This is a genomic window from Janthinobacterium sp. GW821-FHT03C10 (genome assembly GCF_059420865.1).
Window position 1 is genome coordinate 242,468 of the sequence record NZ_JBWKUN010000009.1, and the last position, 22,041, is coordinate 264,508.

The 22,041-nt window shown below is 66.9% G+C and carries 4 protein-coding genes; all 4 read right to left on the bottom strand.

Features of this window, described 5'->3' with window-relative positions; genetic code table 11:
* Nucleotides 1–49: 49 nt before the first annotated feature.
* Nucleotides 50–1,435: an MFS transporter gene (locus tag AC07VH_RS26090; protein WP_489629105.1), complete on the bottom strand. Its 1,386-nt coding sequence runs from the start codon at nt 1,433–1,435 to the stop codon at nt 50–52.
* Complete coding sequence (locus tag AC07VH_RS26095; RefSeq protein WP_494804036.1) at nt 1,432–12,873, bottom strand: non-ribosomal peptide synthetase; 11,442 nt, start codon at nt 12,871–12,873, stop codon at nt 1,432–1,434. Before AC07VH_RS26095 ends, AC07VH_RS26090 begins: the two co-directional genes overlap by 4 nt.
* 37 nt (nt 12,874–12,910) lie before the next feature.
* The gene (locus AC07VH_RS26100) at nt 12,911–19,279 is read right to left on the bottom strand and encodes a type I polyketide synthase (RefSeq protein WP_494789602.1); all 6,369 of its coding nucleotides are present in this window, start codon (nt 19,277–19,279) and stop codon (nt 12,911–12,913) included.
* 38 nt (nt 19,280–19,317) lie between these two features.
* A partial coding sequence (locus tag AC07VH_RS26105; RefSeq protein WP_494804006.1) for a non-ribosomal peptide synthetase occupies nt 19,318–22,041 on the bottom strand: 2,724 nt, incomplete at its 5' end.

The window sequence follows — 22,041 nt, forward strand, 5'->3', positions numbered from 1 at the left end:
TCGATGAACGATGCGATGAGCGATGGGTTAAATGAATGCTGAGCTGTACCTAAAAAGCGTCCGGTACCTCGCTTTCCAGGCGGTACAGCCGGCGCTGCAACAGCGACACCAGCGAAACACACGCCGCCGTCAGTCCGACCGTGAAGAAGAAGAATCCCGTGCCGCGCCCCTTGCCGCTGCCGAACCAGGTGCCGATTGTGTCGAACCAGACGCCGCCGGGCATCAGGGCCGGCTCGAATACGTGATGCGCCAGGTTGCCGCCAGCCAGCGCGCTGAGCGGAATCAGGCTCATTTGCACAGCCTGCTGCAGGGCCGCGAAGCTGCCCTGGCGTTCACGCGGCACCTTGCGCCGCCACACCGCCTGCATGCAGGTTCCGAGGGTTGTGGTGCTGAGCATGACGACAAAGGAGGCGGCGCCCAGCAACAGCACCGACTGCGTGACGCCAGCCACGGCGATCGCCACCCCGGCCAGCAGATTGAACCCCAGCACCAGCGGGGTCCATCGCTTCGGACCGCCCCAGGTCACCATCACGACGCCGCTCAACAGGGCGCCCAGCGCGCCACAGGTGGTGATCAACGCCAGCGAAGCGGTGCTATGCATCGACAGCACCAGCGGCGTCACCAGCACGATCACCATGCCCGCCATGAAGCCGCCCATGCTGGTGTACGCATACAGCAGCGCCATGGCGGGACGCTGGCGCAGGAAGTCGAACGACCAGCCCAGGTCGCGGAAGGCGGAGCGCCTGGATTTGGCCACCGTCGCCTTCTCGACAGACGGCAGCTTGGCAATGGCCAGACTCGACAAGGCGATATAGAACGTCAGGATATCCAGCACCACGATACCCGACAGCCCGATCATGCCCAGCATGCCAGCGGCCAGCAGCGGAGCGGCGATCTGCGACAGCGCGCCGGCCATGCTGAACATGCCGTTGGCGCGGCCGAACTGGCTCTTGTTCACGATGCTGGTGATGGCGGCGTAGGCGGCCGGTCCCTGGAAGGCCATGCCGACCGACAGCAGCGCCTGCACGGCGAACAACTGCCACAGTTCAAAGCGGTCCAGCCAGACCAGCACGCCGATGGTGGACACGCAGCACAGCGCCAGCGCGTCGCAGGCGATCAGGATCTTGCGGCGGTCGAGACGGTCTGCCAGGCTGCCGGTCCACGGCAACAGCAGCAGCGCCGGCAGGGTGGAAAACAGTGTCAGTTCGGTGAAGTCCAGCACCGAACCGGTACGTTGGAACAGCCAGACTCCCAGCGCGAACGAAGTCAGCATCGTGCCGAACATCGAGATCGCCTGGCCGAACCAGATCGTGTAAAACACGGGGCTGAGTCGCTCGGCAGGCAGCCTGGCCGGTTTGGTCGGTTTCGCGTCCTGCACAGCGACAGTCTCGCAGCTCCCGGGGGAGCGGATTTCCATGGTGGCGGCGTGAGTCATTTAACATCCTTCAGTAAGGGGAGGATCCATGCGGCAACGGCATCGATATGTGGCCGTTGCAGCAACGTCATGTGATTGCCCGGACCGTCGAGGAAACGGATATCGGGAGCAAAGCGGCGCCAGCGCGTCAGGAGATCGTCTGGGTCGTACTGCCAACCGCCGTCCGGCTTCTCCTGCGGCACGGCCACCAGATGCACGGGGCCCAGGTAGCGGCCGTGCGGCTGATAGTCGGTGTTCAGATTCGTCTCGAACACGCGCACGATGCCTTGCAGGGTGCGCACCGATGTACCGGGAGGCATCAGCCTGACCGCCACCAGCCGGGCCAGCAGCACGGCAAGCTGTTCCTCGTGGTCGCCCCCGGCAAAATCGGCCGCCGTCAAGCCCAGCGTTTGGTTCAGGTTCAGCTCGAAAATCTCGACCAGCCGCAACAGCATGTCGATGCGGCTGTGACGATGCGGCGGCGCGCCCGGCAACGACGGCGCATCGGTGTCGAGTATCACCAGCGCCGACACGGTTTCCCCGGCCGCCACCAGTTGGCGCGCAACCTCCAGCGCCACCCAGCCGCCGAAGGAATGCCCCAGCAAGCGGTACGGCCCGTGCGGCGCCACCTCGCGGATGGCGGCGACATAGCTGCGCGCCGCGCTCGGCACGTCGATGTGCGGCACCAGCGTGCCGCACAGGCCGCGCGGTTGCAGGCCATAGATCGGCAGTGTCGCGTCCACCGCCTGCGCCAGCGAAGTGAAGGCAGTGATGCTGGCCCCGGCGCCGGGCACGCAGAACAGCGGCGCCACCTGCGGACGACCACTCTGGATCGGGATGCGCGGCGCGTATGCCAGTTCCTCATAGCGCGGTGCGGTATCGGTGACATTGCCCAGTGCAGCGCTCAGCACCGCGCCCAGCCGCTCGATCCATGGCATTTCCATGATCGAGCGGTGGTTGCCGCCCACCGGCCTGACGCTCAGGCGCCGACCGACGGCGGCGCGCCAGCCGAGCGAGGTGTCGGCGCGCTGCTCGTCGGTCGCCGTGAACAATGTAATACCGGCCGGGATAGATGGCCGGGCGTACTGGCGCAGCGCCACGGCAATCGCATGCTGGACCGCCAGATAGCGGCGCAGCATGTCGGCGCCAATCTGCGGCGGCAGCAGACCGGCACCCTGGCAGCGGGCCAGCATGGCCTCGACATTGCCGTCCAGCGCCAACAGTTCGGCGCGCACTTCATCGGACGCGTGCGCCGGCACCCACGCCATGGAGCGCATCCAGGCGTCGAACTCGGCGGGCACGGCGCGGCGGTAGGCGGCGCCGCCATCGGCCGTCGCCAGCGCTGCTTCCGGCGGCTCGCTGTAGTCGCAGCGGGTGTCGATCAAGCCGAGGAATTCGACCGTCTGGTCAGCGCCGATAAGCTGATTGGCCATCTCGTAAGCGATGGTGCCGCCCGCCGACCATCCGGCCAGGCGATAGGGTCCCTGCGGCTGCACCGCGCGGATCTGGTGCACATAACTGGCCGCCATCTCTTCCACACTGCACGCCGGCACCTCGCCCGCCACGAAGCCGCTCGCGGCCAGGCCGTACAGCGGCAGTTCGCCGTCGAGCCAGGGCGCCAGGCTGCGCGCGTAGCCGATTTCGCCTTCACCGGGATGCACCAGAAACAGCGGACGCTGCTTGCCACCGGCGCGGATCAGCACCAGGTTGCCGTCCTGTTGGCATAGCCCGAGCGCGCCGATGGCCTCTGCCAGTGCCTGCACCGTGGGATGGGCAAACAGCTCTCGCAGCGGCAGCTCGATGCCGAGCGCATCACGCAGGCGGGACGCGAACTGCACCGCCAGCAGGGAGTGGCCGCCCAGTTCAAAGAAGTGGTCAAGACGGCCGACCTGCCGCACGCCCAGTAGCTCCTGCCACAATTGCGCAACCATCTGCTCGACGCGCCCCTGCGGCGGCGCATAAGCGCGGCTGGCGAAAGCGCCGGCATCGGGCGGCGGCAGAGCCTTGCGGTCCACCTTGCCATTGGCATTGAGGGGGAAGGCCGCCAGCACCACAAAGGCGGCCGGCACCATGTAGTCGGCCAGTTGCGCCGCCAGCGCCGAGCGCAGCGCCCCGCCGCTCAGCTGCGCTCCCTGGCGCGCCGTCACATACGCCACCAGGCGCTTGCCGAGATTGGCATCGTCGGTTGCCACCACCAGCGCATCGCGCACGCCGTCGCAGCCGACCAGTTTGGCCTCGATCTCCCCCAGCTCGATACGGAAGCCGCGGATCTTGACCTGGAAGTCGTTACGGCCGAGATATTCGATACGGCCATCCGGCAGCCAGCGACCAAGGTCGCCGGTCTTGTAGACGCGCGCGCGGTCCCTCGTGCTGAACGCGTCAGCCAGGAAGCGCTCGGCGGTCAGTTGCGGGCGCCGCAGGTAGCCGCGCGCCACGCCGATACCGCCAATATGGATCTCTCCGGCCACGCCAGGCGGCACAGGCTGCCCGTGCTGGTCGAGCAGATAGATCTGCATGTTGTCGATCGGCCAGCCGATGTTGGGCGTATCCCCCGCCTCGCGGATCTGGCAGATGGTGGCATCGACCGTGCATTCGGTCGGACCGTACATATTGTAGAAACGGATGTCCGGCGCTGCCTTCAGGGTTTGCCACATCACGGCGTCGATCGGCTCGCCGCCGATCAGCACGCTGACCGGCTGGTACGCAGGGTTGCCGATCAGACCGGCCGACAGCAGCACCGACAGCTGCGACGGCGTGCAATCGAAGGCCTCGATGCGGTGCTGTGCCAGGAAGCGCAGCAGCGCAGGACCATCCGCGCGGATCAGTTCTGGAATCAGCACCACGCAGCGTCCCGACAGCAATTGCAGGATGCCCTTGAGCGACATGTCGAAGGAATACGCGGCGTTGAGCGCCACGTTGGCGTGCGGCGTGCAATAGCGATGCGTGGTGCGCTCGAGCACGTGCCAGAAGTTGACCGGCGAGGCGTGTTCGACCATCACGCCTTTGGCGTTGCCGGTCGATCCCGAAGTGTAGATCACATACGCCAGGTGGCGCGCGGTCAGGCCCAGGGCCTGCGGGTCCGGATTGCTCTCGCCGGCACCTTCCGGCCCAGCTTCGACGGTGTCGTCCAGCAGCAGCGCCGGTACGCGGCTCAGGGTCAAGACCGGCAGCTTGCCGAGCAGTGCGCGGCTGGTCACCAGCGCCGTCGGCGCGCAGTCTTCCAGCACATAGGCCAGTCGCTCCTGTGGATGATTGGGATCAAGCGGGACGTAGGCGCCGCCGGCCTTGAGGATGCCAAGGATGCCGACCAACATCTCGACGCTGCGCTCCACGCACAGCGCCACCAGACTGTCCGGTCGCACGCCCCTGGCGATCAGGGCGTGGGCAAGGCGGTTGGCACGGCAGTTCAGTTCAGCGAAGCTGAGGCTCCGGCCCTCGCAGATCACGGCAGGTGCGGCCGGACGCAGGGCCACCTGCTCTTCGAAGATGGTGGACAGCAAACGGTCGTCGGCATATGCGGTGCGGGTCTGGTTGAAATCGACCAGCACCTGCTGGCGTGCCGCGGCGTCAAGCATGCCCAGGCCGCTCACGCGCCCGGCATCGGCGTGCACGCCGCCACTGATCTCCCGCAGCAGGGTGTGAAACATGGCAGCAAAGCGCTGCACGGTGCTTTCGTCGAACAGCTCGCTCGCATAGGCGATGCCGCCATGAATCGCCTCGCCGCCATCGGCCAGCGTCAGCGACAGGTCAAAGTGCACGCTGCTGCTGTCGACCGGAGTCTGCTCCAGCCGCAGTCCCGGCAACTGTGCGGTGCGGCCGGCCTGTGCGGTGGTCATGTTGAGCATGGCCTGGAAGATCGGACTGTGGCTCATGCTGCGCGGCGGCTTGAGCGCTTCCACCACTTGATCGAATGGCAAGTCCTGATGGGCATAGGCGGCCAGCGTATCGGCCTTGACCTGCGCCAGCAGGGCAGCGACCGTCGGATCGTCCTCGAGCCGTACCCGCACCGCCAGCGTATTCACGAAGAAACCGATCAGGCTTTCCGCCTCCGCGCGCTGGCGGTTGGCCACCGGCACGCCGATCACCACGTCGCCCTGTCCCGACAGGCGCGACAGCAGGACCGCCCACGCGCCCAGCATGGTCATGAACAGGGTCGCGCCGTGGCGCTGCGCCAGCGCGCGCAGACCGGCGGCCACGTCGGCCGGCACCACGAAGGGCACCGCACCGCCGGCATAGCCTTGTACTGCCGGGCGGTTGCGGTCGGTCGGCAGTGTCAGCAGCGCTGGCGCGCCGTCCAGATGCTGCCTCCAGTAGCCGATCTGGGCCTGCAGCGCCGCGCCTTGCAGCCATTCTCTCTGCCAGGCGGCATAGTCGGCGTACTGGATTGCCAGCGCCGGCAACGGGTCGGGCAGACCCTGACTGCAGGCGCCATACAATGCAGCCAGTTCCTCCATCAGCACGCCGAGCGACCAGCCGTCGGCTATGATGTGGTGCAACGTGATCAACAGGATATGTTCCTGTTCGGACAAACGTAGCAAGCAACCGCGCACCAGCGGACCCTGCGCCAAATCGAAGGGCTGGTGCGCCTCGGCCACGCCCATGCTGTCGGCAGTAAACAGGAGTTCGTGGCCCGGCAACGAACTCAGGTCGCGCTCCTCCAGTGCGAAGCCTGTGTCGGCGGGAGCGATGACCTGCACTGCCTGGCCTTCGGCTTTGACGAAAGTGGTGCGCAGCGCCTCGTGGCGGGCAACGATGCGGTCCAGCGCAGCCCTCAGGGCCGGCTTGTCGAGCGCGCCGCTGAGCTTGAGGCCGAACGGAATGTGATAGGCCGCGCCCGCCGTTGCGTCCAGCTGGTCGAGGAACCACAGGCGCTGCTGCGCCCACGACAGCGGCAGCGGTTGGCTGCGATCTGCCCGGACAATGGCCGTCATGGTCGATCGTCCGGCGACATCCACCAGTTGCGCCAGCGCGATGAGAGAAGGATCGTCGAACAGGTCGTGCAGGGCAATCTCCACCTCGAAAGCCTGGCGCAGCCGCGACACCACCTGCACCGCCAGCAGCGAGTGGCCGCCCAGGGCGAAGAAGTGGTCATCGCGGCCGACTTGTTCGATGCCCAGCAATTGCTGCCAGATGGCCGCGATGGCGGCCTCGGTGCCGCCTTGCGGCGCCTGGTATGCCGCCGCTTCGACGGCCGAGCGGTCGGGTACCGGCAAGGCCTTGCGGTCCAGTTTGCCGTTGCTGGTCAGCGGGAAGGCGTCGAGCGTGACGAAGGCGCTGGGAATCATGTAATCGGCCAGATGGGCGCCAAGCTGGGCGCGCAGTTCGCCAGCGACAGGCGCCGCGCCGGACGCGCGCAGGTAGGCCACCAGCCGTTTCTCGCCTGGCGCGTCTTCGCGGGCGACGACCAGCGCTTCTGCCACGCCGTCGCATGCCAGCAGGCGCGTCTCGATCTCGCCCAGCTCGATGCGGAAGCCGCGGATCTTGACCTGGAAGTCATTGCGTCCAAGGTAGTCGATGGAACCGTCCGCCAGCCAGCGCCCAAGGTCCCCGGTCTTGTACAGCCGCGCGCCGGCGGCATCGGCGTAAGGGTCGCGGATGAAGCGTTCCGCCGTCAATTCCGCGCGGTTCAGATAACCGCGCCCGACCTGCACGCCGGCGATGTGGATCTCGCCCGCCACGCCCACCGGCACCGGCTGCAGGTGACGGTCGAGGATGTAGATGCGCGTATTGGCGATCGGCCGGCCGATCGATACGCTGGCCGCACCGTCACCGGGCACGCAATGCTGCCACGTGACGTCCACCGCGGCTTCGGTCGGGCCATACAGATTGTGCAGCTCGACTTCTGGCCAGGTCCGCAGGAAGCGCTCGCTCAACTGGGGCGGCAACGCCTCTCCGCTGCAGAACACGCGTTTCAGGCTGCCGCCCCGCCAGTCGCCGCATGCGCTCACAAAGGCTTGCAGCATCGACGGCACGAAGTGCATCGTCGTCACTGCGGCCTGCTCGATCAGCGCCGCCAGATAATCGGGTGACTTGTGGCCTTCCGGACGGGCGACCACCAGCGTGGCGCCAGACATCAGCGGCCAGAAGAACTCCCACACAGACACGTCAAAGCTGAACGGCGTTTTTTGCAGGACGCGGTCATCGGCACCGAGGCAGAACGCCTGTTGCATCCAGCACAGGCGGTTGACCACCGCGCCATGCTCGTTCATCGCGCCCTTGGGCTGGCCGGTGGAGCCGGAGGTGTAGATCACATAGGCGAGGTGGCCCGCATGCAGGCCGATGGCCTCAGCGTCCGGGTTGGCGTCCGATTGTGCCGCAATGGCGCGCGCATCGTCCCCGGCATCGACGACGATGGCCCGCGTTTGGCCGGCATCGAGGCACCCGGCCACCGCGCTGTGCGTCAGCAGGATGGCCGGGGTGCAATCGGCCAGCATGTACGCCAGGCGGTCGGCGGGATAGCCCGGATCGAGCGGCACATAGGCACCGCCGGCCTTGACGATGGCCAGCAGGCCGACCACCATCTCGATGCTGCGCTCCATGCAGATGGCCACGCGCGAATCCGGTTGCACGCCGTGGCTGCGCAGATGGTGCGCCAGCCGGTTGGCGCGGCGATTGAGCGCATCGTAGCTGAGGTGCTGGCCTTCGAAAATCAGCGCGCTCGCCTGCGGACTGCGGCGAACCTGCTCCTCGAAGAATTGATGCAGCAGCTTGTCGTCGGGATAGGCCTGGGTGGTGTCGTTGAAATCTGCCAGTACCTGGCGGCGCTCGGCGGCGCCGAGCAGCGCCACGCGGCTCAGCGCCATGCTGTCGTCGGCGACCATGGCACGCAGCAGGCTGGTGAAATAGCCGGCGATGCGTTCGATGGTGGCGGCGTCGAACAGGTCGCTGGCGTAGCGCAGGTTGCCGACGATGGCGTGGCCCGTCTGCGTCAGGTTGAGGCTGATATCGAACTGGGTGGTGTGATAGGCCTGCTCGACGCCGCTGAGCACCAGATCCCCCAGGGGCGCGGCGGCGGCGGCCGGTGCGTTGTCCAGATTGAGCATGACCTGGAACAGCGGGCTGTGGCGCATGCTGCGCGCCGGCTGCACCGCTTCCACGATCTGCTCGAACGGCAGATCCTGATGCTCGTACGCCCCCAGCGTGTGCGCCTTGACTTGCGCCAGCAGCTGCGCCACGCTCGGATCGCCCTCCAGCTTCACCCGCAGCGCCAGCGTGTTGACGAAGAAGCCGATCAAGCCCTCCACCTCGGCGCGCTGACGGTTGGCCACCGGCGTGCCGACCACCACATCATCCTGGCCCGACAGGCGCGCCAGCAGCGCGGCCCAGCCTGCCAGCAGGGTCATGAACAGCGTCGCGCCGTGCTTCTGGCTCAGCGCCTTCAGACCGGCGGTCAGCGCGGCATCGAAGCTCACCTGCACGCTGCCGCCGGCGTAGCTTTGCCGGGCCGGACGCGGACGGTCGGTCGGCAGTTCCAGCAGCGCCGGCGCACCTGTCAATTGTTCTTTCCAGAACGCGCTCTGCGCTTGCAGGACATCGCCCTGCAGCCAGCCGCGCTGCCATGCCGCATAGTCGGCATACTGGATCGCCAGCGGCGGCAGCGGATCGGCCTGGCCAGCGCTGAAGGCGGCGTACAGCGTGCTGATCTCGCGCACCAGTATGCCGATCGACCAGCCGTCGGAGATGATGTGATGCTGATTGAGCAGCAGGACATGCTCGTCCGCGGCCAGATGCAGCAACTGGCCGCGTATCAGCGCTCCGGCCGCCAGGTCGAAGGGCTGGATGGCCTCATCGTCGGCCAGGCGGCGCACCGCATCTTCGCGCTCCGGGCCGGCGAGCTGGCTCAAGTCGCGCTCGCCGAGTGCAAAGCCGGCGTCCGCCGTGGCGATGACCTGCACCGGTGTGCCATCGACATCGATGAAACGGGTGCGCAGGCTTTCGTGGCGGCTCACCACGCGGTCAAGCGTGGCCTTGAGGGCCAGCTTGTCCAGCTTGCCCCGCAGACGCAAGGCGGTCGGCATGTGATAGGCCACGCTGGCGGCATGATCGAGGCGGTCGAGGAACCACAGGCGCTGCTGGGCATGGGACAGCGGCAAAGGCTGGCTGCGGTCGGCCAGCGGGATCGCCTCGGTCCGCACACGACGGGCCCGGCCCGCGGCTTGTGCCAGCGCCGACAGGGTGGGACCGGCGAACAGCTCGCGCAGACTGATATCGAGTTCCATTTCCTGCCGAATGCGCGCCATCAGTTGCACGGCCAGCAGCGAATGGCCGCCCAGTTCGAAAAAATGGTCCTGCCGGCCGACCCGTTCCAGATTCAGCAGCGCACACCAGATGGCGGCCAACGCCGCTTCGATCTGGCCTTGCGGCGCCCGATACTCGCGCGCGGCGGCGGCCGAACCGTCCGGCGCCGGCAAGGCCTTGCGGTCGATCTTGTTGGTCGGGGTTAGCGGGAAGGCGCCGAGCACGACGAACGCCACCGGGATCATGTAGTCGGTCAGATGCCGCGCCAGCTCGGCGCGCAATGCGGCCGGCGCCAGACTGGCGCCGTCATGCGCGATCAGGTAGGCCACCAGACGCTTGTCTCCGGGTACATCTTCGCGGGCAATGACGATGGCTTCCCTGACACCGTCGCAGGCCGCCAGGCGGGCTTCGATTTCGCCCAGCTCGATGCGAAAGCCGCGGATCTTGACCTGGAAGTCGTTGCGGCCCAGGTATTCAATGACACCGTCCGTCGTCCAGCGGCCCAGGTCACCGGTCTTGTAGAGACGGGCGTGCGGCTGGCCGGAGAACGGGTCGGCGATGAAGCGCTCGCTGGTCAGTTCCGGGCGGTGCAGATAGCCACGGGCAACGCCATCGCCGCCCACGTGGATCTCGCCGCTGACGCCGACCGGCACCGGTTGCAGCTGCTGATCGAGGATGTAAAGGCAGGTGTTGGCATTCGGACGGCCGATCGGGATGTGCTGGGCCGGCAGGATGCTGCCGCTGTCGTATGCCACGGAAGTGACGGTGACCGTGGTTTCGGTCGGACCGTAGGTATTGAGCCAGCGGCATGCGCGCACGCCGGGCTCGGCCAGCCAGGCTGCCAGGTGGCGCTGCTCTGTCTTCTCGCCGCCGGCGATGATCAGGCGCAGGGTCGCAGCGGCACGGCTTCGGCCGGCCTGCACTTCCTGCACCCACTGGTGCCAGAAAGCGGTGGGCAGGTCGCTGACGGTGATGCCGTGCGCGTCGAGCAGGTCGACGAAGGCCATGTCGGGCACGACCATGTCCGCCGGACGCAGCACGATTGCGGCGCCCACCGACAGGGTCGGGAAAATCTCGCCCACCGAGGCATCAAAGGCGAACGAGGCAAATTGCAGCACACGGTCGGCCGCGTTCAGGCCGCAGGCCTTGATGTGATGGTCAATGAAATTGAGGACATTGCGGTGTTCGACCATCACGCCCTTGGGCTGGCCGGTGGAGCCCGAGGTATAGATGATGTAAGCCAGATGGTGCGGCATCAGGCCGATGGCCGCCTCGTCGGGGTCGTGGTCCGGCTGCGCGGCGATGCGGCCGGCTTCGTCAGCATCGTCCACCACCACGATCGGCAAACTGGCTGGCGCCACCTGCGCCAGCCAGGTCGTCTGTGCGGCCTGGGTCAGCAGCACCAGCGGTGCGCTGTCCCTGAGCATGTAGGCCAGGCGGTCGGCTGGATAGGCAGGATCGAGCGGCACGTAAGCACCGCCGGCCTTGAGGATGGCCAGCATGCCGACCATCTGGTCGACGCCGCGCTCCATGCATAGGGCGATGCGCTGGTCCGGCCGGACGCCATGGCCGCGCAGGTGATGCGCCAGGCGGTTGGCGCGGCAATTCAATTCGGCGTAGCTAAGTCGGCTGTCAGCGTGCACCAGCGCCAGCGCCTGTGGATTGGCGCCGGCCTGGATTTCGAACAGTTGATGTACCAGCTGGTCTAATGGATAAACGGCGGCCGTGCAGTTGAAGTCCGCCACCACCTGCTGGCGTTGCGCCGCAGTCAGCAATGGCAGGCAAGCCACGCTTTGCTGGTCGTCTGCGGCCATGGCACGCAGCACGGTGGTCAGATGACCGACCATGCGCACGATTGTCGCTTCTTCGAACAGGTCGCTCGCATACTCGATGGCGCCGACGATGGTCCGGCCGGCGTCTGACATCGTCAGACTGAGGTCAAACTGTGTCGTGGAATGCGGCTGTTCGACGCCGGAGATGGTCAGTCCAGGCAAGGTCAACGCGCCGCCTTCCGGCGCATTGTTCATGTTCAGCATGACCTGGAACAGCGGGCTGTGCCCCATGCTGCGCACCGGCTGCACCGCTTCCACCACCTGCTCGAACGGCAAGTCCTGGTGGTCGTAGGCGGCCAGCGTGTGCGCCCTGACCTGCGCCAGCAGTTGAGCCACGGTCAGTTCGCCCGCAAACTTGACGCGCAGCGCCAGGGTGTTGGCAAAGAAACCGATCAATCCTTCCAGCTCGGTGCGCTGGCGGTTTGCCACCGGCGTGCCCACCACCACGTCGTCCTGGCCCGACAGGCGCGCCAGCAGCGTCGCCCAGCCGGCGAGCAGGATCATGAACAGCGTGGCGCCGTGCTTCTGGCTCAGCGCCTTCAGGCCGGCCGTGACCTCGGCGTCGAGCACCAGCGGCACGCTGCCGCCGGCATAGCTTTGCCGGGCCGGACGCGGATGGTCGGTCGGCAAATCCAGCAGCGCCGGGGCGCCGCTCAATTGCGCTTTCCAGAATGCAGCTTGCGTTTGCAGCACATCCCCCTGTAGCCAGTCGCGCTGCCAGGCGGCATAGTCGGCGTACTGGATCGCCAGCGGCGGCAGCGGGTCAGCGCGCCCTTGGCTGAATGCTGCGTACAGTGTGCTCACCTCGCGCACCAGCACGCCGATCGACCAGCCGTCCGAAACAATATGGTGCTGGGTGATCAGCAGCACATGATCGTCTTCGGCCAGGCACACCAGGCGGCCACGGATCAGCGGGCCGGTAGCCAGGTCGAACGGCTGCAGCGCTTCCTCGCTGCCGATGGCGGCCAATGCACTGTCGCGTTCAGCGGCGGCCAGGCCGCTCAGATCGCACTCGTTCAGCGCAAAGCCGGCGTCGGCGGCGGCGATCAGTTGCACGGTCTGGCCGTCGAAGCTGGCGAAGGTGGTGCGCAGGCTTTCGTGACGGGCGATGACGCGATCGAGCGTGAACTTCAGCGCGATCTTGTCCAGCTTGCCCTGCAGGCGCAGCGCGGACGGCATGTGGTAGGCGGCGCCGGCGGCATGGTCGAGCTGGTCGAGGAACCACAGGCGTTGCTGCGCAAACGACAGCGGCGGTGGTCGGCGGTGGTCCGCCCGCGTGATCGGCGGCGGCGCATCGCCGCGGGTGTCCGCGCCGGCGGCCTTCCTTAAGCGGAGCATCAGCAATTCACGCTTGCGGGCGCTCAGGGTGTTGGCGGTGGATAAGCTCATGACTGGTCTCGTATAGGTTTGATTTCTGGATGGCGTGTCATACCGTGGCGGCGTGTTCTTCGGCCAGCAAGCGCTCCACTTCCTGGTCCGACAGGTGTTCAATGTCGAACGCGGCCAGCTCGATCGCCGCCGACTGGAACCTGTCCAGTTCGGCCTGTACTACCGCCTCGGCCAGAGCTGCCAGCACCGGCGTCTGGAAAATGTTTATCAGCGGCAGGCTGACGCCGACGGCGTCACGCAGCCGCGCCACGAACTGCGTCGCCAGCAGCGAGGTGCCGCCCAGTTCGAAGAAATGATCGTGGCGGCCAACCCGATCGAGCTTGAGCAGTTCCTGCCAGATCGCCGCCATCGCCTCCTCCACCACGCCTTCCGCCGCGGCAAAATCGCGGCTGACCACGGCCGCACGGTCCGGGGCCGGCAGCGCTTTGCGGTCGACCTTGCCGTTCGGCGTGAGCGGGAAGCTCTCCAGCATCACGAACGCGGCCGGAATCATGTAGTCGGCCAGGTGCCGGGCCAGTGCGCCGCGCAGGTCGGCAGCCGACGGCGCGGCGCCCGTCTGGACAGTCAGATAGGCCACCAGACGCTTATCGCCCTCCCCTTCCTCGCGCGCCACCACCAGCGCTTCGCGCACGCCGTCACAAGCGGCCAGGCGCGCCTCCACCTCGCCAGGTTCGATGCGGAAGCCGCGGATCTTGACCTGGAAGTCGTTGCGGCCAATAAAGTCGATGTTGCCGTCCGGCAGCCAGCGCGCCAGGTCCCCAGTCTTGTAAAGCCGCGCTTCCGGCCCGCCGGAGAAGGGATCGACGACGAAGCGCTCCGCCGTCAGCTCAGGACGATTCAGGTAGCCTCGGGCGACGCCGGCGCCGCCGATGCAGATCTCGCCCACTACGCCGAGCGGCACCGCCTGCATGTTCTGGTCAAGGATGTAGATTTGTACATTGTTCATCGGCTTGCCGATCGGCACAGACGAGGAGCACGTTCCGTCGCATCGGTAGATCGTCGAGCACACCGACGCCTCGGTCGGGCCATAGGCGTTGAACAGGGCATGGTGGGCGGACCAGCGTTGCGCCAGTTCCGGTGGACAGGCGTCGCCAGCGACGATCAGGGTCATGCGCGCCAGCTCGGCCGGCTCGCCGCACACGGCCAGCGCCGACGACGGCAAGGTCACGTGGGTGATGCCATGGACACGCAGAGTCGCCAGCAGCGGCTCGCCCGGCAGCATGGCGTCGGCATCGGCCAGGAACAGGCTGGCGCCGCTGGAGAGCGCCATGACGATTTCCGAGATGCTGGCATCAAAACTGAACGAGGCGAACTGCAGCACGCGACTTTCCGGACCGACCTCGAAGGCCGCGCTCTGCGCGTTTGCCAGGTTGCACAGGCCGTCGTGACGGTTCATCACGCCCTTCGGCTTGCCGGTCGAGCCCGAGGTGTAGATGACGTACGCCAGGTGCCGCGGCGTCAGGCCGATCGCAGCCGGATCCGGATTGCCATCGTCCTCGGCGGCGATGCGGGCGGCATCGGCTTCATCATCGAGCACAAGGCGCGGCAGGTCGACGTGTGGCAGTGCGGCATTCAGCGCCGATTGGGTCAGCAGGGCCGCCGGCGCGCTGTCGTCGAGCATGTAGGCCAGGCGGTCGGCCGGGTAGGATGGATCGAGGGGTACATAAGCGGCGCCGGCCTTGAGGATGCCGAGCAGCGCCACCACCATCGGCACGCCGCGCTCGACGCAGATGGCGACCCGGTCATCGGGCCGCACGCCGATGGCGCGCAGCCGATGCGCCAGTTGATTGGCCTGGCGGTTCAGGCGGGCATAGCTCAGTTTCTCCTCGCCATGCGCCAGGGCGATCGCTTCCGGCCGGGCCTTGGCCTGGGCTTCGAACAACTGATGGATCAAACCGCTGTGTGGCCAGGTCCGCGCGGTATCGTTGAAATCGACCAGCAGATGGCGGCGCTGTTCGGCGCTGTTCAGCGCCAGCTGGCGCACCGGCTTGCCCTCGTCCTCGACCATGGCGTGCAGCAGGGTGCAGAAGTGGCCAACCATGCGCCGCGCGGTGGCTTCGTCGTACAGGTCGCTGGCATAGCGCAGGCTGCCCACGCAGTCGTCGCCGGTATCGGTCAGCGACAGCGTCAGGTCGCACTGCGTGGTGTCCTGCGTCTGCTCGATCGGGCTCAGGGTCAGACCGGGCAGATCAAACACACTGTGGCCAGGGTTGTTGTGAATGGTCAGCATGACCTGGAACAGCGGGCTGTAGCTGGTGCTGCGCACCGGCTGCAGCGCTTCCACCACCTGTTCGAACGGCAGATCCTGGTGCTCGTAAACGCTCAGGGTATGTGCTTTGACCTGGGCCAGCAACTGCGCCACGGTCGGGTTGTCCGCCAGCCGCACCCTCATCGCCAGGGTGTTGACAAAGAAGCCGATCAAGTTTTCCAGCTCGACGCGCTGGCGGTTGGCCACCGGCGTGCCCACCACCACATCGTCCTGGCCCGACAGGCGCGCCAGCAGCGCCGCCCAGCCTGCCAGCAGGGTCATGAACAGGGTGGCGCCGTGCCTTTGGCTCAGCGCCTTCAAGCCGGCCGTCAGCTCTGCACCCAGCACCAGCGGAACGCTGGCGCCGGCATAACTTTGGCGGGGTGGACGCGGACGGTCGGTCGGCAGCGCCAGCAGCGCTGGCGCGCCCGCCAGTTGTTCCTTCCAGAAAGCGCACTGGGCTTGCGGCACCGCGCCCTGCAACCACGCGTGCCGCCAGGCGGCATAGTCGCCGTACTGGATCGCCAGCGGCGGCAACGGGTCGGCCCGGCCCTGGCTGAAGGCGGTGTACAGCATGCTTATCTCGCGCACCAGCACGCCAAGCGACCAGCCATCGGAAATGATGTGGTGCTGGGTGACCAGCAGCACGTGCTCGTCTTCGGCCAGGCACAGCAACTGGCCGCGGATCAGCGGCCCCCTCACCAGATCAAACGGCTGCGCCACCTCGGCCGCACTGATGCCGTTCAGGGCGAAGTCGCGCTCATGGCCGGACAGCTGGCTCAGATCGCGCTCGCTCAGGGAAAAACCGGCCGTCGCTGCAGCGATCACCTGCCCGGTCCGGCCGTCGACGCTGGAGAAGGTGGTGCGCAGGCTTTCGTGACGGGCCACGATACGGTTTAGCGTGGCCCGCAGTGCGACCTTGTCCAGCTTGCCTTTCAGGCGCAGTGCGGACGGCACATGGTAGGCGACGCTGGCGGCGTGGTCGAGCTGGTCGAGGAACCACAGCCGCTGCTGTGAATCGGAGGCTGGCGTCACGCCGCCCGCCGTCCGCAACGGGATCGGCGCCAGCGCCGGCACCGAAGCCGTGGCGGCAGCCTGCAGACGACGCTCGATTTCGGCGGCCTGCGCCGCCACCGTCGGCGTATCAAACAGCGTGCGCAGGGCCAGTTCCACGCGCAGCGCCGAGCGGATACGGGAAGCCAGTTGCACCGCGATCAGCGAGCTTCCGCCCAGCAGAAAGAAGTTGTCCTCGCTGCCGACCGGCTGGATGCCCAGCAGGTTCTCCCAGATCGCGCAGAGTGTTTGTTCGGTCGGCGAGCGCGGCGCCACATACGGCGTCGCCAGTTCGGGACGCTGGTGGTGCGACAGCAGCGGCGCGCGCTCCTCGGCGGCGTCCGCATCCGGTGGACCCGCCTGGTCGGCCAGACTGGAGGCCTCGGCCAGGTCCGGCGTGTCCATGTAGCGCTGCTGCGCCGCGATCCAGTAGCGCTTGCGCTGAAACGGATAGGTCGGCAGCGGAATGCGGCCGCCGGTGGCGTCGCCATACACGGCGTCCCAGTCGATGGCGCAGCCGTTGGCCCACAGTTGACCCAGCGCACCAAGCAGCACGCTCACGCCGCTGTCGGCGGCGTCGCGCCGCGGCATCGTCGTGATCGTCACCGCCTGGCGCGGCGTGGCGCCGGCTGCCGCCTCGCGGCGCAGCAGGTTGGCCAGCGTATGCCCGGGACCGATTTCGACAAAGACGTAGGCAGGATTATCCAGCAGCTTATTCAGGCAGGCCCCGAATTGCACAGTGTGGTGCAGATGGGCGACCCAGTAGTCGGGCGAGGTGGCCTGTTCGGCGCTGATCCAGTCTCCGCTCAGGTTGGAGAGGTAAGGCACACGCGGTGCGTTCAGGCGCACGCCGGCGCAAACGCTGCGGAACTCCTCGAGGATAGGCGCCATCAGGCCGGAATGCGAGCCCGGCCAGCCTGACAGCAACTGGAAATCGCAGCCTTCGCGCTCCAGCTGTGCGGCCAGTTTTTCGGTGGCGGCGGGGGTGCCGGAAATGGTGCACGCCTGGCTGCCGTTGACACAGGCCAGCCACAGGTCATCGCCGAGACGTGCCTGCACCTGTTCCGGCGACATCAGCACCGCCAGCATATTGGCGCTGGGCAGGCTGCCGATCAGCCGGGCGCGGGCGACGACGATGGTCAGCGCGTCGGCCAGCGAGAATACGCCCGCCAGGCAGGCGGCGACGTACTCGCCCAGGCTGTGACCAATCATGGCGCTCGGTGTCAGGCCCCATGCGGCCAGTTGGCGGGCGATGGCGTATTCTACGGTGAACAGGGCCGGCAGGGCCAGTTCGGTGCGGTTCAGCGTGGCGCTGGCCTCCGGCTCGGCTACATCGCCTGTGAACAGCACGGCGCGCAGGTCGCGACCGAGGATAGGCTGCAGGATGGCGGCGCACTCGTCTACCGCATCGCGGAACACTTCTTCGGCGGCGTAGAGAGTGCGGCCCATGTCCACATACTGGGTGCCGCCGCCTGGGAACATGAAGACCAGTTCGGGTTGCTTGCCATCGGCCGCCACCGGCAGCCCGCGGACCGACTGCGCCTGCCTGAGCGCCGTCGCGGCTTCGGCCACATCGGCGGCAGCCACCGCACGGCGATGAGCGAAGTGACGGCGGCCATGCAGCAGCGTCCAGGCGGCGTCGGCCAGGTTGGTGTCCGGCTGTTCATCCAGGAAGCGCGCCAGATTGGCGGTGGCCTGGTCCAGCGCGGCCGGGGTCTTGGCCGACAACAACAGCAACTGCGCCACGCGCGCACTGTCGCGCGGCGCGGCCGGCGGCGCTTGTTCCAGCACCACGTGGGCATTGGTGCCACCCAGGCCGAAAGCGCTGACGCCGGCGCGGCGCGGCTGGCCGGCGCCGCCCCATGGACGCAGCACGGTATTCACGAAGAACGGGCTATTGGCAAAGTCGATGTGCGGATTCGGGGTGTCGCAGTGCAGGCTGGGCGGGATTTCGCCGTGCTTGACGGCCAGCGTGGCCTTGATCAGGCCCGCCACGCCGGCTGCCACGTCCAGATGACCGACATTGGTCTTCAGCGAACCGATGGCGCAGAACTGGCGGCGCTCGGTCGATGCCGCGAATGCCTGCGTCAGCGCGCTCACCTCGATCGGATCGCCGAGATGAGTGCCGGTGCCGTGCGCCTCAATGTAACCCACGCTGTCGGCGGCAATGCCGGCCACGGCCTGCGCCTCGCTGATCACCGCGGCCTGGCCGTCGATGCTGGGCGCGGCGAAGCTGACCTTGTCGGCGCCGTCGTTGTTGATGGCCGAGCCGCGTATCACCGCATGGATGGTATCGCCGTCGGCACGGGCGGCGCCGAGTCGCTTGAGCACCACCAGGCCCAGGCCGTTACCGGTAATGATGCCGGTGGCATCGGCGTCGAAGGCGCGGCAATGGCCGTCGGCCGAGAACACCCCGCCTTCGGTGTGTAGGTAGCCGCGCTTCTCGAAGGTGTGCACCGCGACGCCGCCGGCAAGGGCCATGTCGCACTCGCCGTTCAGCACACTCTGGCAAGCCATGTGCACCGCCACCAGCGAAGTCGAGCAGGCGGTCTGCACCACCACGGCGGGGCCATGGAGGTTCAGCTCGTAAGCGGCACGGCCGCACAGAAAATCTTTCTCGTTGGCCAGCATGAGCTGGCGGCTGCCGACCGTCTGAATCAGTTGAGGATTGGAAAACAGATTTTCCATCAGGTAAGCGCTGAGCGCCGTGCCGGCGAACACGCCAACCGCGCCGGCGTCAGTGCCGGGCGCGTAGCCGGCGTGCTCGAGCGCTTCCCAGCAGCATTCCAGAAACATGCGGTGCTGCGGATCCATGATCTCCGCCTCGCGCGGCGGCATGCCAAAGAACTCGGCATCGAACATGTCGAAGCCGGACACCAGCGACGCTGCCTTGACATAGTCCGGATGGGCGATCAGCGAGGGCGGGACGCCGGCCCGCATCAGGTCCTCGTCAGACACCGGTTCGACCGATTCCACGCCGTTGCGCAGGTTCTGCCAGAAGGTGGCGAGATCATTCGCGCCAGGAAAACGTCCCGTCATGCCGATGATGGCAACGGCGTTGTCGTCGCCGTCATCGCTGCTGTAGTGGCTTTCAAGCTGGTCCATGGTATTTATCCTTATGGTTATCGTTGTATTTGTTGTGCTTACACGGCGCGCTTGACGCGGTTGCCGCGTTGCGCCGCCATCCTGCCTTTGCGCATTTCGGCGCGCGAGACGCTGTCCGGCAGACGGGTGACGACCTCGCTGTCAGAGGCGCCGAGGAAAGCGGCCAACCGGGCCGGGCTTGCATACTTGAAGTAATCGGCGATCGCCAGCCGCTGCGGGTAATGGGTCGATAGCAGACTGTGCAGCTTGACCACCAGCAGCGAATTGCCGCCGTGCTCGAAAAAGTTGTCGTGGATACCGACCGTTGCCTTGTCCAGCTTGAGCACCTCCGCCCAGGTGCCGCACAGCAGCGTCTCCGCTGCGTTGCGCGGCGCCACATAGTCCGCATCGCTGCGGCTTATCTGCGGCGCGGGCAGAGCCTTGCGATCAATCTTGCCATTCGGCGTCAACGGCAAGGCGTCGAGCACCACAAAGGCGCTGGGCAGCATGTAGTCAGCCAGTTGCTGCGCCAGCGCCACGCGCAGGTCGGACGCGACGAGGCTGGCGCCGTCGTGCGCGGTCAGGTAGGCGATCAGGCGCTTCTCGGCCGAACTGGTACCGCCATCGCGGGCGATCACCAGCGCTTCGCGCACGCCGGTACAGGCCAGCAGTCTCGCCTCGATCTCGCCCAGCTCAATGCGAAAACCGCGGATCTTGACCTGATGGTCGTTGCGGCCGACGAATTCGATGTTCCCGTCCGGCAACCAACGCGCCAGGTCGCCGCTCTTGTAGAGGCGCGCGCCGGGCCGCTCGCTGAACGGATCGGTGACGAAGCGCTCGGCCGTCAATTCCTCGCGGTTGAGGTAGCCGCGCGCCACCTGCACCCCGCCGATATGCAGCTCGCCGGTCACACCCTGCGGCACCGGCCGCAGATGGCTGTCCAGCAGGTAGACCGGGGTGTTGGCCAACGGTTTACCGATCGGCATGGTTTCGCCGTGCGCCAACTCATAGCGGTAGAGGGCGCTGATCACGGTCGCCTCGGTCGGGCCATAGGCGTTGAAGAAGCGGTGACGTGCGCCCCAGTGGTCAGCCAGCGTCGGCGGCAGTGCTTCGCCACCGGTGATGAGGGTCTGCAGGACGCCGAAATCGGCATCGTGCGGTAGCGCAGCCAGCACCGAGGTCGGCATGCTGATGTGGGTGATCGCATGGCGCTGCATGGTGCGCAACAACGGCTCGCCGACCATCAGGTCCTGGCGCGAGGCCAGGAACAGGCTGCCGCCAGCGCACAGGGCCATCGTGATTTCCGAGACACAGGCGTCAAAGCTGAACGAAAAGAACTGCAGGACGCGGCTGTCGCCGTCGGTGCCGAAGCGGTCGATCTGCGCCCGGCTGAAGTTCGACACGCCGGCATGACTGAGCATCGCGCCCTTGGGCTGGCCGGTGGAGCCCGAGGTATAGATCACGTACGCCAGGTGGCTGGCGCACAGGCCCAGCGCCACGGGATCGGGATTGGCGACGGCGGCGGCGGCAATGACGGGCTGGTCCTCGCCGTCAAGCACGATCTTGCGCGGCGACGATGCGAACTTGTCCGCCAGCGCGGCCTGGGTCAGCAGGGCAACGGGTGCGCTGTCCGCCAGCATGTAGGCGATGCGGTCCTGTGGATAGGCGGCATCGACCGGAACATAGGCGCCGCCGGCCTTCCAGACGCCGAGCAGCGCGACCATCATGTCGATGCCCCGTTCCATGCAGATGGCGACGCGATCGTCAGGCTGGACGCCGAGCCCAATCAGGTAATGCGCCAACTGGTTGGCGCGGGCATTTAACTGGCCATAGCTCAGCGTCTGGTCCGCATAGCCCAGCGCCAGTGCGCCAGGGGTGCGGGCGGCATGGGCCTCGAATTGCTGGTGGATCAGCTCTCCCGGTGGATAGGCGGCGCTGCTGCCGTTGAACTCCACCAGCAGACGGTGCGCCTCGGCGTCGCCCAGGAAGTGCTGTGTGTCGTAAGCGGCGTCCGGGTCGGCCGCCATCGACTCCAGCACGGCCAGGTAGTAACCGAGGATGCGCTCCGTCTGTATTCCGCCCAGCTTGCCCGGTTTCAGCTCCAGATGCAGGCCGCGCCGCACGTTGTAGTTGATATTGACCCCCAGGTCGAGACCCGTGGCTTCAAATATTTGCTGGTAACCGCCCTCCTGCAAACTGGCCTTCAGATCATCGTACACATGGAAATTGATGAAGTTGAAGACAATTTCGTAGTAAGGCGTGCGGCCGTTGTCCACCTGCAGCTGGACGTAGGGATAGTCGCGGTGCTCCAGCACCGACAGCTCGTTGGCGTACGTGGCTTTGATCAGCTCTTTCCAGCTGGAGCGCTCCAGCTTCTGGCGCAGCGGCAGCGTGTTCAGGAACAGGCCCAGCACCTTCTCCCCGTCTTGCTCCTCCGGGCGCACGTTGCTCACCAGCCCTGTCGTGACGTCGTCTTTGCCAGCCAGCATGGACACCACCCGCAGGTGGGCGCTCAGCAGTACCGTGCGCATCGGCACGGCCAGCGTCGCCGCCAGCGCTTGCAGCTTGCCGCAGACGGCGTCGCTGACCTTCGCGGCGCGGTTGCGGTCCATGCTCGTCGCGTCCTGCGCTTGCTCGGCCGGCGGCAGCGTCGAGTACACGTGGCCGTCCAGATAGTGCTTCCAGAACGCGCCTTGCCGCTCCGACCGCAGTGCCTGTTTTTCGCGCAGCGCTGCCATCTTCGGCGTCACGCGCAACGATGGCAGCGCAATGTCCTTGCCTTC

Bases quoted from the DNA above. Each gene is read 5' to 3' on its own strand.
- AC07VH_RS26090 (WP_489629105.1), bottom strand. From the start codon at position 1,435: ATGACTCACGCCGCCACCATGGAAATCCGCTCCCCCGGGAGCTGCGAG.
- AC07VH_RS26095 (WP_494804036.1), bottom strand. From the start codon at position 12,873: ATGAGCTTATCCACCGCCAACACCCTGAGCGCCCGCAAGCGTGAATTG.
- AC07VH_RS26100 (WP_494789602.1), bottom strand. From the start codon at position 19,279: ATGGACCAGCTTGAAAGCCACTACAGCAGCGATGACGGCGACGACAAC.